Source organism: Citrobacter sp. S-77, assembly GCF_963864895.1.
Lineage (GTDB): Bacteria > Pseudomonadota > Gammaproteobacteria > Enterobacterales > Enterobacteriaceae > Citrobacter > Citrobacter murliniae.
Genome location: NZ_CAWLWU010000002.1, coordinates 4662190 through 4677692 on the forward strand (window position 1 = coordinate 4662190; position 15503 = coordinate 4677692).

Below are 15503 nucleotides of genomic sequence, written 5' to 3' on the forward strand. Positions count from 1 at the left end.
CAACAGGTAGCGAGCCGCTGCCAATCTGCGACAAGCAAGGCATCACGTTCAGTGCGAACGTGTCGCCGTAATGTTCTTCCAGCCGCGCCTGTAATCGTTGTGCCTGAGCGCGGATGACCTCTTCAGTACGGGTGAGCAAACGTAACGTCGGTAATTTCTCTGCCAGCACCTCCGGGTGCAGATAGAGCCGCAGCGTCGCTTCCAGTGCCGCCAGGGTCATTTTATCGGCCCGTAACGCGCGTTTCAGCGGATGGTGCTGTAATCGGGCAATCATCTCTTTCTTACCGACGATAATCCCCGCCTGTGGCCCGCCCAACAGCTTGTCGCCTGAGAAGCTGACCAGGCTTACGCCTGCGGCGATCAACTGCTGTGGCATTGGTTCCTTCGGCAAACCATACTGGCTGAGATCGACCAGCGAACCGCTGCCCAGATCCGCCACCACCGGAATATCCAGCTCCTGACCCATCACCGCCAGTTCCATCTCATCTACCGCTTTGGTAAAGCCTTCGATGCTGTAATTACTGGTATGCACTTTCATCAGCAGAGCTGTGTTTTCATTCACTGCCTGGCGATAATCACTGTCGTGGGTACGGTTGGTCGTGCCAACTTCACGCAACACACACCCAGCCTGGGACATGACATCCGGAATACGAAACGCACCGCCAATTTCCACCAGCTCACCGCGTGAAACCACCACCTCTTTGCCACTGGCGGTTGCGGCCAGCATTAACAGCACCGCTGCCGCGTTGTTATTTACGATACAAGCGTCTTCCGCCCCGGTAATGCGACATAGCAAATCCGCCAGGGCACGATCACGATGTCCGCGCCCTGCACCGTCCAGATCGTATTCCAGTGTGACCGGCGTACGCATAGCCTGCACAACAGCATCAATCGCTTCTTCCGCCTGCGATGCACGCCCAAGGTTGGTGTGCAGCACTGTCCCCGTCAAGTTGATAACCGGACGCAGCGCGCTTTGCGATTCCCGTTCCAGCCGGGTGCAGGCCTCTTGCGCCCAGTCGTTGCACCATGCCGGAAGCGCTTGTGCGTCGCGAATCGTTTCCCTGGCTTCGTCGAGCATATGGCGAAGCAGGTCAACCACCCGGGTGTGACCATGGGACTCACGCAAGGCTGAAAAGGCGCTATCGCGCAATAAACGATCGATAGCAGGAAGCTGGCTGTAAAGTGAACGCATGTCGGTTGTCATGAAAGGGCCTGGCTGTTGGTGGCCCTCTCCACCGTGGAGAGGGCTATCGATATAGGGAGGATTGTACCGTGACTTTACTCATGCGGACATACATACACAAAATCAATCAAGATGCGTCGAGGTGCCAAGAGAATGAATCCCCAGGGGCGAACGAACGTTGCCAACAAAGAGGCAGCTTGATGGATGAGATGTATATGCCTATCAAGCTTTCGGCGGCTCTGTGCGGGCAAAGCTTTCTCGCTGAAAGAGTGTTTCCACCAGTTTGACCAACCGCGGCCGGTCCACACACCAACCGGGGGCAATCCGACGAAAATTGAGATAGCCCACCGCGCAGGCAATGGCGATGGTTGCAAGGTTAACCGAGTCTGTTTTAAGCGTACCGTCTGCCAGATAACCTTCCAGCACATCCAGGCTGCGGGTAATTTTCTCGCGCTGGCGCAACAGTTCGGTTTCCGATTGCTGCGCACCAGGGCGGGCCTGTTCGCGAACAGAGACTAACCCAGCATCCATAACACCGTCAGCCAGTGCTTCAAGCTGACGAATCTTAAGTGCCGCCAGCGGTTCGCGCGGCAACATGGCGGGCGCAATATCCAGCAGCTCAATGTATTGCGCAATAATCGGGGAGTCGAACCAGAACTCTCCCTCATCGGTGACCAGCGCGGGTACTTTTCCTAACGGATTATATCGTGCTACGCCGTTTTCAGCGTTATAGGGGAGTTCGTTAACAAATTCGAAAGTGATGCCCTTTTCCAGCAACAGAATAGAAATTTTTCGCACAAAAGGGCTGGTGTAGCTGCCAATGAGTTTCATACCGTGTCCTTTTTGCCAACAAAAAAATAGACTGCGCCTCTGGTTGCCCATAAGCGAACAATTTGGGATACAGCCTAGTATGGCTCAGATGATTTCAAAAAGACGGCAAAGGAAGAGAAATCCCAATAACAGGCTACTTAATACGATTGAAAATGAGACATATAGCTTATTTTTACCGCGCTGATGTAACAGGATGATCGATGCGCAACTCATCAACAAAAAAGTCGCAATCGCATAAGGCCATTCACCAAAATGAAGCCATCCCCGCAGCGTTAATACGGCGGGTACCATCATTGAAAACGCGGTACGTCTCCAGGAAAGTGCCGTGCGTTCAGGCTGAAGTCCAGGATCGCGGTTGGCGCTTACCCCCACAGCATTATTCCCAGTAATACCGCCACAACAACAAGAAACAGAGACAACGCAAAGATAAAGCGGGTATAGCACAACTGGCTGTCCAGGCGCATAGCGTATTCATTATGCCGCCAGCGCCGCCACGCCAGACCACCAAGCAGGGCTCCGCCCATGACAAGAAATAATGCAAGGGAGTGGCGTAAACCAGGAGAGGAGAGCTGCGGAGAAAATTGATCAACGCCTACCGCACCCGCCATTAATGCCAGAGCGGTGCGGATCCAGGCAAGAAAAGTACGTTCATTGGCAAGTGTAAAACGATAATCGGGTTTTTTACCCGCCAGCCACCATTTACCAACAGGTTTTGGAGCAAAATCATTATCCTGAGGACTCACGTTTAATCCTTTCTTTTATCAACAACTCTTTAATCGACAATCCGGTCACTCCGCTATCCCGCAGGTTGTGACGCGTAATTTCGGTACATAAAAACTCGATAATAAACAACTGCGAAATACGCGTAGAAATTGAATCCCCTTGCATCGGCCCTGCTTCACCACTTGTCAGCCAGAATGTATTCGCCAGCTCGTTCAGCGGTGAGTGATGACTATGTGTTATCGCCAGGGTGTAAGCGCCCCTTTTTTGAGCCAGACGAAACGCATTGACTACTTCTGGCGTCTCTCCTGAATGGGAAAATGCGACCACCAGGTCGTCAGCCTTCAGATTGGCCAGCTTAAGGGTCATCGTGAAGCGATCGGTAAACGCTTCAGAGTCAATTCCCAGACGATTCATCTTGTCGCGCGCCTCCAGCGCTGCCAGTCCAGATGCGCCAAATCCAACGAACATCACGCGCCGGGCCGCTAAAAAGCGCTCAACAACGGGCTTCACCACTTTCATATCCAGCAGGTCAATCGTCTCCCGACTTGAAGTCTCAATCATCAAGGCGATTTTTTGTGCTACTTCGTTGCGCGAATCATCCAGAAAAATATCCGGTGAAGATGGCAATGACAGATCGCTTTCCGTCAGTAGTTCCCGCTTGAGATCAGCCTTCAGGTTCAGCAACCCGTCATAGCCCACTTTCTTACAAAAACGCACGATAGTCGCTTCACTGACGCCAATTTCCAGCGCCAGTTTCTTTACTGGTAGCTGCACGACCAGGCCCGGGTTTTGCAAAATATAACCGGCAATTTTTCCATCAGTATCCCCAAGGCTACCGAGGATATTCGCAAGATAAACGCGCACGTTTTTTTTATTCACACTCATTACGGGCTCTCCTGACCGCGAGATAAGTCAGGTAGTTTATCCCGCTTACCGTCCGCTGTCTGCCGGGAACCTGACCGAGAGCCAATGGCTATGCTGCTCTCCTGCATTCAGCCATTGAATGCCTCTCTTATGCGCTATTTGTCCGTCAAAACAGGGATCGTCCGTGGTGCCAGATAAGGGTTCCACGCACAATAAATTCGCGCCAGGTATGCCCCACAGGGCCAGCCATTGCTGGTTTCCAGCAAAGACTATCTGTTCAACGCCATCCGGCGAGCAAACCGCCCAATGGTTATCATCACTCTGCGAAAAATAGACGGCACCATGGTTAAAGCTCTCCGGCAGAAGCGGAAATGTCGCGATACCGGGGGCATTATCGCTAATCTGCAATGTCCTCTTCTGCGTAGCAAACGGCCCCGTGCACACTGAATTGAATCGCACCGTCCAACCTGGTTCACTCGCTACAGGCAGTGCAAATCCTGGATGCCAGCCAGAGGAATAGCCCCACGTTTCATCACTTGTATTGAATACCGACCATGTCACACGTATACCGTCGGATTCTAGATACCATCCAATACGAACCTGCCAGGAAAATGGCCACACCTCGCGTGTGCTGGCCGTATCATGAGCTTCAATCACCAGGTGAGTTGCATCCTGCTCCACGCAGTCAAATATCTGATAACGCAGAAAACCGTGTGCGGAGAGCGGAAAAAAGCGCTCTCCCTGCCATAGCCCGTTATGGATAAGCTGGCCTACAACGGGGAAAAGCTGCGTCGCCGAGTTATTCCACACGTCTGGCTGCGGTTGCCATATCCAGTTGCGTTGGCCTTTGTTATCCCACAGCAAGCTAAGCTCCGCGCCGGTTGCCTGCACGGTCATACGAAAGCGGGCATTTTCTAAATTCCATTCCACTTTCCCGTTCCTATGCCGTACGCAGTAATAAGCGCGTCTGGTAGACCATGGCGCGATGTTTATCACCGGTAAATAACTTATCGATTAATGCGAAAATATCAGCTTCATCAACACTGCACCCCACGGTCAGTTCCAATGCGTCTTCGCTGCTGTTGCGGATCAAAAACGCCAATGCCTCTGCAACGCCAGGATGCGCACAGGCATACCCTGCGATCTGTTCATGTTGTCGTTGGATAAATTGCGCATCGCGCTCAGGCGTGAGTGGATCGAGTTCGAAGCGCGTATACAGTTCTGGCGGCGCATCATGCTGTTGCATCATGGGGATCAACGCGGCGGCATAGCGTTGAGATAAGGTTCCATCATTAAGTGGCTGAAACTGTCCCGGATCGTTTTTAACATCGAACAGCTTATCGCCAAAGCGCCATGGATTAAGATAACCAAAGGTGGCGGGGATCTGCATCACCTGTACACCCTGGGTAAAATCGAAGCCCGGATGAATACGAATATCCTTTAGCTCATCAATTTTAAAAGGGCTATCAATACGCGTAGGCATCAACGTATATTCATACAGATTCGTTTTATTCTGCTCGCGCGGGCAGCGCATATAAACATATTCACCATCGGTGATATTGATATGGCCACCAAAATAACCAAACAGCGCATAATCACGGATCGACTCATCACGTTCAATGGCCGGGCGCAGCGGTTTTCCTGTCATGGTTGCCGGGCGGGGAATATCAAAATATTCCAGTAACGTCGCCGGAATATCTATTGTCTGCGCCAGTGCGCTACGTCTGACACCCTGCGTTTTACTGCGCGGATCGCGGATAAAGAACGGCGTATTAGCGATTTCGTTATACACCGGCATGATATTTTTACCCCACCATTGGTGCTCCCCCAGCAGGAACCCATGGTCGGTACAGACGATAAACAGAGTGTCATCCCACAGATCCAGCGCCTTAAGTTTATCCATCACCTGACCAAGATAATCATCACACATGGTGATTAGCGCCTGATAAAACTTACGGACTTTCTGATCTTCTGACCCGCCAGGCGCTCCACAGTAATAGGGTACCCAGCCGTCGAATTCACCGGGTTTACAGCCATACTGCGCCAGGTACTTTTCAGGAACGAAGAACGGTTCGTGCGGATCAAAACACTCGATTTGTAAAAACCAGTTATCCTGGTGTTGGTTAGTTTCGAGAAACTCTATACCCGCGCTAATCGTGCGGTGGGTAAAATGTTCCTGCTGGGTAGGCATAGCAGCACGATTGATTAAATCCTGGGTCATACGTCCGGCACGACGACGAAGCGTCTCTTCATCCTCGTTGCCCTGCCAGTGGATTAGTGGCTTTTCAACCTGTCCTTTCCAGCAATCCCCCTCTTGCCCGCGAATAAACTCAAATGTGGAATAACGCGTATGATACGTCGCGCCACCGTCGCGCCAGTAGTGCTTATGGTCAGTAACCATATGTGTATGCACACCATTCTGACGCAACGATTGCATCGCCGAGAAATCAAAAGGTTCCAGCGGTCCCCAGCTACGATGCAGAAAATTATAGCGCCCGGTATGTAGCTCACGTCGTGCGGGCATGCAAGGCATGCTCCCTACGTAAAAGTTATCGAACTGGGCGGACTCCTGCGCCAGACGCGTAAAATTCGGCGTTATCGCATCACCGCCATAGGGCGCAAGGTGATTACGGGTTAGGGTGTCGAACATCAACATAACTGCTTTCATAAGACCGCTCTCTTTATGAACCGATAAATTCTTCAATTTCGTTTTTAATCAGCGTGACATGAGGTCCATAAACAACCTGTACGCCCTGACCGCGAATGAATGCGCCTTTACTGCCAAGCTGTTTGAAGTCATCCAGCCTCACCTTTTCCGGCTCATTTACAGTGATACGCAAACGAGTTGCACAGCAGTCCACATCGACAATATTGCTCCGACCGCCTAACGCCTCAACGATCCCGGCAGCACGTGCATCCGTTGCCACGTTCACGACCGGCGTTTCTTCGCTTTCATCTTCACGACCCGGCGTTTTCAATTGCCGCCATTGAATGATGAAACGGAAGGTAAAGTAATAGACGCTGAACATCACAACACCCAGCGGCAGCATGTAAACCCAATTGGTTTTGGCGTTCCCCTGCAACACCCCAAAAAGCAGGAAGTCCACCAGCCCACCGGAGAATGTCTGACCGACCGTAATCTCCAGGATATGCGTCAGCATGAATGCCACACCGGTTAAGACGATATGCACGGCGTAAAGCAGCGGTGCGCAGAACATAAATGCGAACTCGAGTGGTTCGGTAATCCCGGTCACGAATGCGGTCAATGCGGCAGAAAGCATCAAGCTGGCGACTTTCTTTTTGTTTTCCGGTTTTGCGCAGTGATAGATCGCCAACGCAGCACCCGGCAGACCAAACATGAAATCGGCAAAGCGTCCGGCCATAAAGCGTGAAACACCAATGTAGTACTGCGTTACCGAAGGATCGGCCAGTTGAGCGAAAAAGATATTCTGTGTGCCTTCGACGACATGGCCATTAACAACGGCTTCACCACCGACGCTCGTTAACCAAAATGGCATGTAGAAAAGATGATGTAACCCCAGAGGGATCAGGCATTTGAGGATCATGCCGTAAATTAACGTACCAAGATAACCGGTCTTTTCAACAAGAATGCCAAGGTGAGAAATCCCTGCCTGCACGTGCGGCCAGACCCAGAAAAGCGCAACGCCAAGAAAGATGGCAAAGAACGACGTCATTATGGGGACAAAGCGCGAACCGCTAAAAAATGCCAGCATATTAGGTAGCTGAGTTTTTCCATACCGGCTATGTGTCCAGGAGGTTAGCAACCCACACATCACCCCACCAAGCACACCGGTTTGCAGCGTCGTGATCCCCAGAACACTCGCCTGCCCGGCAGCGGCGAGATTTTCTGTCGCCAATGTGCCCGTCAGCAACAACAGCGCATTGATTGCTTTATTCATCACCAGAAAGCAAAGGACTGCTGCCAGACCCGCAGTGCCTTTGTCACTGCGCGCCAGTCCCACGGCAATACCGACGGAAAATAGCAGTGATAAGTTATCAAACACGACACTACCGCAAAGTCGCATAACGGTAAAAATAGCCTGCACAATCTCATTGTTGAGGAAAGGGTAGGTCGAAATGGTCACTGGGTTGGTAAATACGCCGCCAAATCCCAGTAACAACCCCGCAGCGGGGAGAATGGCAATTGGCAACATAAACGACTTACCCAGATTCTGTGCTCCAGAAAATAATCTGCTCATACGAATCCCTGATACTGGCGAATGAAGTTTTAATTTCACGATTAACATGCTTTAATGAAATTATTGTTCCGATCATTCGTTCACTTTGTCAACATAAGACGTTGGAATAGTGACCTTGATCACCAAAAACTTTCTAACGCCTTGAGGGAGAACGCCATGAAACGTCCATTTCATTTAATGGCAAAACCTGTTAGTTATCAGTGCAATATTGCTTGCGACTACTGTTTTTATCTGGGGAAGGAACACGGGACATTGAAACCTGCTCACCAGCAGCGCCATATGGATGAGAAGACGCTGGAGCAGTACATCAAACAGTACATCAATGCTCATCCGGGTAACGAAATTGAGTTTACCTGGCAAGGAGGGGAGCCCACTCTGGCAGGGCTACCCTTTTATCAGCGTGTCGTTGAACTTCAGCAGAAACACGCCTGCGGCAAGACCATCCGCAATAGTATCCAGACAAACGGTGTACTCATTAATGAAGTATGGGCTAACTTTCTGGCCCAAAACCGTTTTCTTGTTGGGTTGTCTATCGATGGACCCGCGTACTTACATGATCGCTACCGCAAAACACGCAGCCAGGACTCAGTATTTGAGAAGGTGATTAACGCTATGCGTGTGCTGACTCAATATGGCGTGGAAGTGAATGTACTGTGCGTAGTCAACAACGTCACAGCTGAACATCCTGTTGAAATCTATAGTTTTTTGAGCCGCGATTTAGGGGCGACTTTTATTCAATTCATTCCGGCAGTAGAACAGTTACCCCTTGCACAACGCTACGGTGAACTACTGTATCCACAATCAATGGCTCAGCGTGCTGTCACTTCGTGGTCCGTTTCAGGCGAGCAATGGGGACGATTTATTATCCAGGTTTTCGATACCTGGGTACGAAGAGATGTCGGACGCGTCTTTATCCAGTTATTTGACAGCGCACTGGCCGCCTGGCTGGGTGAAAAACCTTCATTGTGCGTGATGCAATCGACCTGCGGATTCGGTCTGGTCGTGGAGCAAAATGGTGATGTCTACAGTTGCGATCACTACGTTTACCCTGAACACCGACTGGGCAATCTGCGACGCGATAATTTAGAAAAAATGGTGAACAGTAAGCAACAGCACAAATTTGGAATGGCAAAAGCACAAGTTGCTGCCCAATGTGAACGCTGTGAATGGCGTTTTGCCTGCCATGGGGGTTGCCCAAAACATCGGATTCATCCTTCAGGTAAACGCTGGCATAACCATTTGTGTGAGGGCTATCAAGCCATGTTCAGCCATATGGACCCGTATATGCAGTTTATGGCGGCGCAAATACGACGCCAGCAACCACCTGCAGCGGTAATGGATATAGCTGCAACTCTCAGCAACAAGACAACGTAATCACTCAATGATCCAAATAGAGGTAATGCATCCAGCTGGTCATGCGTAGCAAAACTTTACGCATCACGGAGACATGCGCGAAGTGGTCGGAATAGACCGCCACCTGGGCATAAATACCATCCGGTAAAGCGTCTACTTCAGCATTTGGCTCCAGCTCAATTGTCGCCAGTACGCCATCGGTGCCCGGCACAACCGTTAAAGACTGTAACGCGCCTTGTGCCTGATAAGAGCCACCAGGAACAACCGGCAAAATGCTGGTTAGCTTGCCAGAGAATACCTGGCCAGGCAGAGCATTAAACACCACCTCCGCCTCATCGCCCGGTTCAAGACGTAGCAGTGAGTTTTGGCGGAATTGCGCCACTATTTGCCGTTTTTGTTCGGGAATAAACACCATTACCGGTCGCAGCGGCAGCGCGGCAGCATAGGTGCCAGGTCGGATAAGCACCTGCGTCACGTAACCATTACTGGGCGCACGAATAACGGTCTGATCCAGATTGTATTTCGCTTCTGTCAGTTGAGCCCGCAGGCTAACAATCTGCGACTGCTCACCGTTGACCATACTGTCTAACTGACTTTGAATTTGTGCCTGTTCAGCGACAGAGCCTTTGACTAAGGCATCCTGAGCCAGAAAGTTTTGCCGGGCGTTGTCGATATCGCTTTCAGAGAACGGATTCACTCGCGCCTGGCTACCTTTCAGATAACGTTGGTAATCTTTGTACAGACGGTCACGTTCTGCAGAAACCTGGGTGGTATTGGCCTGCGCTTCGGCTAATTGCGCTTTCAAAGTCTCAATATTATGCGTTGCCGTCACCAGGTCAGCCTGTAATCTGTCGACGCGTGCCTGATAACGGACAGGATCGAGCTTAAAGAGCACCTCGCCTTTTTTAATCAACTGGTTATTTTTGTCTGTTACCTCGCTAACAATCCCAGTGACCTGCGGCGTAATGGGAATTGAGATAACGGCTTTCTGCGCGGTAAATGTGTACGGGTGGTTATAGTTCATTAATAAGATAAGTCCCGCGACAATAAACACCCCACCCAATGCTGCGGTAGCTAATGTCCACTGATTGACCGGAATTCGAAATATCTTAAATATCGCCCACGCGAACGCGACGTAGGTCAAAACAATCAACAGATCCATGATCAAATCTCCGGAAAGGTGGAGTCATCGGTTTTATTCGCCTCTGCCAGCTTTTTTTCCAGCAGAGTGATGCGCGCTGACAATGCGGCAATCTCAGGATCTGGCTCCTTTCCGGCCGGCGTGATGTGTGACTGCATTCCCCAACCCCGTTCAGGCTGGTAGAGCGTGGCCCATATCCACAGGAATGGCCAGATGACATGCAGCGTAAACAGACTCACCCACCCTGCGGTATGAATAGCGTCGGCATGTGGATGATTGCGCTTTTTCGCCATGTTATAGGGGATATCGTGGATAGCGATGATTCCGTAGAACAGAACCAGAAAAACGAAGATCAGCACGCCCAATGCAAAATAGTTTAGAAACATAGCTGCCTCGGATTCACGCTAATTAGAATTTTGTATGTGCTGGCAGCCGTACGCACCCTGGCTGATATTTTGAACATAACTGCAGATAGGCATTTCCGCCATATCACAAATAAAATATTTTTTCTGGTGAGAAATTGCTCTATTTTGCGGAAAAACAGGCCAGAGAAGAATCAGCTATAGATCACATTTGGATTTATTCAAATGAAAATATCTTGAGATCCAGATCACAAAAACTCAACAAACAGAGAAGTGAAAAACGTGAACTAATTCACATTTAACCGCCTTTTTTAGCGAATTCTTGCGCATCGATGTTTTTATGTACTGGTATTTTGTGATCATAGTCACATTAACTAATACCACACACCCTATATTTACGTGACGCGAATCACATAAAAGCCCGTCGACTGGACAGTTGAACGATTCAGTGCCAGATTTCGCAGTATCTACAGGGTCCGGCTACCTCCTGCCGCTACATTAACAAACCTCGGGCTTTCAGCCTGCGCGATAGCAAACATAAGAAGGGGTGTTTTTATGTCATCCGATTTTAAGATCAAAGTGCAAAGCTTTGGTCGATTCCTCAGCAACATGGTGATGCCAAATATCGGCGCGTTTATCGCGTGGGGTATTATCACCGCATTATTCATTCCGACAGGGTGGTTGCCGAACGAAACGCTGGCGAAGCTCGTCGGTCCAATGATCACCTATCTCCTGCCGCTGCTGATTGGTTACACCGGCGGTAAACTGGTTGGCGGCGATCGTGGCGGCGTGGTCGGTGCTATCACCACTATGGGTGTTATCGTCGGTGCGGATATGCCGATGTTCCTCGGTGCAATGATCGCGGGCCCGTTGGGCGGCTGGGCAATCAAACACTTCGACGGCTGGGTAGACGGTAAGATCAAGTCCGGTTTTGAGATGCTGGTGAATAACTTCTCCGCTGGCATCATCGGTATGATCCTCGCCATTCTGGCATTCCTCGGCATTGGTCCATTGGTTGAAGCACTGTCCAAAATTCTGGCGGCAGGCGTTAACTTCATGGTTGTCCATGACATGCTGCCACTGGCGTCTATTTTTGTTGAACCGGCGAAAATCCTGTTCCTGAACAACGCCATCAACCACGGTATTTTCTCACCGCTGGGTATTCAGCAGTCCCATGAGATGGGCAAATCCATCTTCTTCCTGATTGAAGCAAACCCGGGTCCGGGTATGGGCGTCCTGCTGGCGTACATGTTCTTTGGTCGTGGCAGCGCTAAACAGTCTGCTGGCGGTGCGGCTATCATCCACTTCCTGGGCGGTATCCACGAAATTTACTTCCCGTACGTACTGATGAACCCGCGTCTGATTCTGGCTGTTATCCTCGGCGGTATGACTGGCGTCTTTACCCTGACTATCCTGGGTGGCGGTCTGGTTTCTCCGGCATCTCCTGGTTCTATCCTGGCCGTGCTGGCAATGACGCCGAAGGGCGCATACTTTGCCAACATCGCTGCAATCTGTGCGGCAATGGCGGTCTCCTTTGTGGTCTCAGCTATTCTGCTGAAAACCAGCAAAGTGAAAGAAGATGACGACATTGATGCAGCAACTCGCCGCATGCAGGACATGAAAGCGGAATCTAAAGGCACATCTCCGCTGTCTGCTGGCGATGTCACCAACGACCTGAGCCACGTGCGTAAAATCATCGTAGCCTGTGATGCCGGTATGGGGTCCAGCGCGATGGGTGCCGGCGTACTGCGTAAGAAAGTACAGGATGCGGGTCTGTCGCAGATTTCCGTCACCAACAGTGCGATTAACAACCTGCCGCCGGATGTGGATCTGGTCATTACCCACCGTGACCTGACCGAACGCGCTATGCGCCAGGTTCCGCAGGCGCAGCATATTTCGCTGACCAACTTCCTCGACAGCGGTCTGTACAGCAGCCTGACCGAGCGTCTGGTGGCGGCACAGCGCCACAACGTCAACGAAGAGAAAGTACGTGGTCATCTGAAAGACAGCTTTGACGAGGGTGATAACAACCTGTTCAAACTGGGTGCGGAGAATATCTTCCTTGGCCGTAAAGCCACCAACAAAGAAGAAGCGATTCGCTTTGCCGGTGAGCAACTGGTAAAAGGCGGCTACGTTGAACCTGAGTATGTTGAAGCGATGCTGGACCGCGAAAAACTGACCCCAACCTACCTGGGTGAGTCCATCGCTGTACCGCACGGTACGGTTGAAGCTAAAGACCGCGTCCTGAAAACCGGGGTGGTGTTCTGCCAGTATCCGGAAGGCGTCCGCTTCGGTGAAGAAGAAGACGACATTGCCCGTCTGGTGATTGGTATCGCCGCACGTAACAACGAGCATATTCAGGTCATTACCAGCCTGACCAACGCGCTGGATGATGAATCCGTGATCGAACGTCTGGCGCATACCACCAGCGTGGATGAAGTTCTGGCACTGCTGGCTGGTCGTAAGTAAGTCCCATGGCCCGATGGCGCTAGCGCTTATCGGGCCTGCGTCCCACTCTCTCCGATGGCGGGAGAAGGTTGGGGTGAGGGGGAACGTATCGCTGTCCCTCACCCCAGCCCTCTTGGGTAAAAACATTAATGAAGGTTAATACTATGAAAGCATTACATTTTGGCGCAGGTAATATCGGTCGTGGCTTTATCGGCAAACTGCTGGCTGACGCGGGGATACAACTGACGTTTGCGGATGTAAATCAGGTGGTCCTCGATGCCCTGAATGCCCGTCATAGCTATCAGGTTCATGTCGTCGGTGAAAACGAGCAGGTCGATACTGTTTCCGGCGTCAACGCCGTTAGCAGCATCGGCGATGATGTCGTGGAACTGATTGCCCACGTTGATTTAGTGACTACCGCCGTGGGTCCGGTGGTACTTGAGCGTATCGCTCCGGCCATCGCCAAAGGCCTGGTCAAACGTAAAGCCCAGGGTATTACCACCCCGCTGAATATCATTGCCTGCGAAAACATGGTGCGCGGAACCACGCAGTTGAAAGGTCATGTGATGAATGCGCTGGCAGATGCCGATAAAGCCTGGGTTGAAGAGCACGTCGGCTTTGTCGATTCCGCCGTAGACCGTATTGTTCCGCCTTCCGCTTCCGCAACCAACGATCCGCTGGAAGTCACCGTGGAAACCTTCAGTGAGTGGATTGTCGACAAAACGCAGTTCAAAGGCGAACTGCCTAATATCCCGGGAATGGAATTAACTGATAACCTGATGGCATTTGTCGAACGTAAACTCTTCACGCTGAACACCGGGCATGCTATAACCGCGTACCTCGGAAAATTGACCGGCCATCAGACCATTCGTGACGCGATTCTCGACGAGAAAATCCGCGCAGTGGTAAAAGGTGCGATGGAAGAGAGCGGCGCGGTGCTGATCAAACGCTATGGCTTTGATGCAGCAAAACATGCGGCATACATTCAGAAAATCCTCGGTCGTTTTGAAAACCCGTATCTGAAAGATGACGTTGAACGTGTTGGCCGTCAGCCACTGCGTAAACTGAGCGCTGGCGATCGTCTGATTAAGCCGCTGCTGGGCACAATGGAGTACGCTCTGCCGCACGTTAATCTGGTCAAGGGTATTGCTGCGGCGATGCACTATCGCAGTGAAGAGGACCCACAGGCGCAGGAACTGGCGACATTAATTGACGAAAAAGGGCCACAGGCCGCACTGGCGCAAGTGTCCGGGCTGGATGCCAACAGTGATGTGGTGGCGGAGGCGGTTAACGCATACATCGCGACCAAATGATAGAGAATCTGGCGCAGCTCAGCCTGCGCCCGAATAACAGATTGTCAGATATGCAGGCAATAATGGAACAAACGCAGGCCTTTGAAAATCGTGTGCTTGAGCGTCTGAATGCTGGCAAAACCGTACGCAGCTTCCTCATCACCGCCGTAGAATTACTCACCGAGGCGGTGAATATTCTGGTGCTCCAGGTATTTCGCAAAGACGACTATGCGGTGAAATACGCAGTAGAACCGTTACTCGACGGCGACGGTCCGCTGGGCGATCTTTCCGTCAGGTTGAAGCTTATCTACGGCCTGGGCGTACTCAGCCGCCCGGAGTATGAGGATGCAGAACTGCTCATGGCTCTACGTGAAGAGTTGAATCACGACGGCAATGAATATGCATTCACCGATGACGAAATCCTCGGACCGTTTGGTGAACTTCACTGCGTAACAGCACTTCCTCCACCGCCACAGTTTGATACCTCAGACTCGGGTTTGTACGCAATGCAAATCCAGCGCTACCAGCAGATGGTACGCTCAACCATGGTACTTTCCCTGACCGAGCTGATTTCTAAAATCAGCTTAAAAAAAGCTTTTCAGAAATAAGCGATGTCGATTTACTTTTCATCCTGCTGTGGCCGGTACAGCTGGCGATAGTACTCCAGACGCTGCAAATACAGCTGCACATTTTCCTGCGGGACTTCAGAGGGAACAACATTGCGCGGCGGTGTTTTATTCAGATACTCGCGAAAAGCCTGGCTTGACGCCATAAAATCGATGGTCTTATCAATAAGAATTGAAACGTTCTCGCCTAGTTTCGCCATAATGACCAATCCTCCATGTATTATCCGCATCCAGCCTGTGTGGCCGATGATTTAAGTTTAGGATCAGAGAAAAGATTGTATTGAGGAAAACGTGCTTCGCGATAAACCCGCCAACAAAAGCGCCATCATTGATCTTATTACTTAAAATCCATTACCAATCAAACAACTAGTATTATTGTTAGCGCTAAAATACTTGCGGCATTTGATTATTTATCTTCGATTAGTTGAGAATAATCCCGCTCTGCGCGCATACTATAGGA

15 protein-coding genes are annotated in these 15503 nt (G+C 50.9%); 4 read left to right on the plus strand and 11 right to left on the minus strand.

All coding sequences use genetic code 11. The annotated features are described in order from the left end of the window. From selA to AACS05_RS22850, 8 genes are all read right to left on the minus strand, one after another. On the minus strand, nucleotides 1-1204 hold a 1204-nt coding region (gene selA / locus AACS05_RS22815), incomplete at its 3' end, for an L-seryl-tRNA(Sec) selenium transferase (RefSeq protein ID WP_045448753.1). Between the two features lie 201 nt (nucleotides 1205-1405). After that, the gene (locus AACS05_RS22820) at nucleotides 1406-2014 is read right to left on the minus strand and encodes a glutathione S-transferase (RefSeq protein WP_045448754.1); all 609 of its coding nucleotides are present in this window, start codon (nucleotides 2012-2014) and stop codon (nucleotides 1406-1408) included. A gap of 84 nt (nucleotides 2015-2098) precedes the next feature. Further along, nucleotides 2099-2386 carry a DUF202 domain-containing protein gene (locus AACS05_RS22825; protein ID WP_052369295.1) on the minus strand — a complete coding sequence of 96 codons (288 nt, stop codon included), beginning with the start codon at nucleotides 2384-2386 and terminating at the stop codon, nucleotides 2099-2101. After that, complete coding sequence (locus AACS05_RS22830) at nucleotides 2377-2757, minus strand: YidH family protein (protein ID WP_045448756.1); 381 nt, start codon at nucleotides 2755-2757, stop codon at nucleotides 2377-2379. The genes AACS05_RS22825 and AACS05_RS22830 overlap by 10 nt, the downstream gene beginning before the upstream one ends. Further along, entirely contained in the window at nucleotides 2741-3622 is an 882-nt protein-coding gene (locus AACS05_RS22835; RefSeq protein WP_045448758.1) for a MurR/RpiR family transcriptional regulator, read from the minus strand. Before AACS05_RS22835 ends, AACS05_RS22830 begins: the two co-directional genes overlap by 17 nt. Nucleotides 3623-3667: 45 nt before the next feature. After that, a complete protein-coding gene (locus AACS05_RS22840) occupies nucleotides 3668-4531 on the minus strand; it encodes an aldose epimerase family protein (RefSeq protein ID WP_071829055.1) in 864 nt (287 codons plus the stop codon). 10 nt (nucleotides 4532-4541) lie between these two features. Beyond that, nucleotides 4542-6269 (minus strand): sulfatase, encoded by a 1728-nt coding sequence (locus AACS05_RS22845; RefSeq protein ID WP_045448762.1) that lies wholly within the window; start codon nucleotides 6267-6269, stop codon nucleotides 4542-4544. Nucleotides 6270-6282: 13 nt separating this feature from the next. Then, a complete protein-coding gene (locus AACS05_RS22850) occupies nucleotides 6283-7821 on the minus strand; it encodes a PTS transporter subunit EIIC (RefSeq protein ID WP_045448763.1) in 1539 nt (512 codons plus the stop codon). A 156-nt stretch (nucleotides 7822-7977) separates the two neighbouring features. On the opposite strand from AACS05_RS22850, the gene AACS05_RS22855 reads away from it, so the two are divergent. Continuing rightward, nucleotides 7978-9195, plus strand: a complete 1218-nt coding sequence (locus AACS05_RS22855; protein ID WP_045448765.1) for an anaerobic sulfatase maturase — start codon at nucleotides 7978-7980, stop codon at nucleotides 9193-9195. Between the two features lie 4 nt (nucleotides 9196-9199). Here AACS05_RS22855 and AACS05_RS22860 read toward each other — a convergent pair whose 3' ends face one another. Both AACS05_RS22860 and AACS05_RS22865 read right to left on the minus strand, forming a co-directional pair. Further along, the gene (locus tag AACS05_RS22860; protein WP_045448766.1) at nucleotides 9200-10336 is read right to left on the minus strand and encodes an HlyD family secretion protein; all 1137 of its coding nucleotides are present in this window, start codon (nucleotides 10334-10336) and stop codon (nucleotides 9200-9202) included. A 2-nt stretch (nucleotides 10337-10338) separates the two neighbouring features. After that, a complete protein-coding gene (locus AACS05_RS22865) occupies nucleotides 10339-10701 on the minus strand; it encodes a DUF3302 domain-containing protein (protein WP_045448768.1) in 363 nt (120 codons plus the stop codon). 531 nt (nucleotides 10702-11232) lie between these two features. Between AACS05_RS22865 and mtlA the strand changes: the two genes are divergently transcribed. The 3 genes from mtlA to mtlR all read left to right on the plus strand — a co-directional run bounded on the left by mtlA (nucleotide 11233) and on the right by mtlR (nucleotide 15025). Then, nucleotides 11233-13146 (plus strand): PTS mannitol transporter subunit IICBA, encoded by a 1914-nt coding sequence (gene mtlA / locus AACS05_RS22870; protein WP_045448769.1) that lies wholly within the window; start codon nucleotides 11233-11235, stop codon nucleotides 13144-13146. Between the two features lie 143 nt (nucleotides 13147-13289). Next, nucleotides 13290-14438, plus strand: coding sequence for a mannitol-1-phosphate 5-dehydrogenase (mtlD, locus tag AACS05_RS22875; RefSeq protein WP_045448771.1), 1149 nt, complete (start codon nucleotides 13290-13292; stop codon nucleotides 14436-14438). Further along, nucleotides 14435-15025: a mannitol operon repressor MtlR gene (gene mtlR, locus AACS05_RS22880; protein ID WP_045448772.1), complete on the plus strand. Its 591-nt coding sequence runs from the start codon at nucleotides 14435-14437 to the stop codon at nucleotides 15023-15025. The genes mtlD and mtlR overlap by 4 nt, the downstream gene beginning before the upstream one ends. Before the next feature lie 11 nt (nucleotides 15026-15036). Here mtlR and AACS05_RS22885 read toward each other — a convergent pair whose 3' ends face one another. Then, the gene (locus AACS05_RS22885; protein ID WP_045448774.1) at nucleotides 15037-15243 is read right to left on the minus strand and encodes a hypothetical protein; all 207 of its coding nucleotides are present in this window, start codon (nucleotides 15241-15243) and stop codon (nucleotides 15037-15039) included. Between the last annotated feature and the right edge of the window lie 260 nt (nucleotides 15244-15503).

Coding starts and splice junctions, on each gene's coding strand:
- AACS05_RS22820 (WP_045448754.1), bottom strand. CDS start 2,014: ATGAAACTCATTGGCAGCTACACCAGCCCTTTTGTGCGAAAAATTTCT.
- AACS05_RS22835 (WP_045448758.1), bottom strand. CDS start 3,622: ATGAGTGTGAATAAAAAAAACGTGCGCGTTTATCTTGCGAATATCCTC.
- AACS05_RS22845 (WP_045448762.1), bottom strand. CDS start 6,269: ATGAAAGCAGTTATGTTGATGTTCGACACCCTAACCCGTAATCACCTT.
- AACS05_RS22850 (WP_045448763.1), bottom strand. CDS start 7,821: ATGAGCAGATTATTTTCTGGAGCACAGAATCTGGGTAAGTCGTTTATG.
- AACS05_RS22855 (WP_045448765.1), top strand. CDS start 7,978: ATGAAACGTCCATTTCATTTAATGGCAAAACCTGTTAGTTATCAGTGC.
- AACS05_RS22860 (WP_045448766.1), bottom strand. CDS start 10,336: ATGGATCTGTTGATTGTTTTGACCTACGTCGCGTTCGCGTGGGCGATA.
- AACS05_RS22865 (WP_045448768.1), bottom strand. CDS start 10,701: ATGTTTCTAAACTATTTTGCATTGGGCGTGCTGATCTTCGTTTTTCTG.
- mtlA (WP_045448769.1), top strand. CDS start 11,233: ATGTCATCCGATTTTAAGATCAAAGTGCAAAGCTTTGGTCGATTCCTC.
- mtlD (WP_045448771.1), top strand. CDS start 13,290: ATGAAAGCATTACATTTTGGCGCAGGTAATATCGGTCGTGGCTTTATC.
- mtlR (WP_045448772.1), top strand. CDS start 14,435: ATGATAGAGAATCTGGCGCAGCTCAGCCTGCGCCCGAATAACAGATTG.
- AACS05_RS22885 (WP_045448774.1), bottom strand. CDS start 15,243: ATGGCGAAACTAGGCGAGAACGTTTCAATTCTTATTGATAAGACCATC.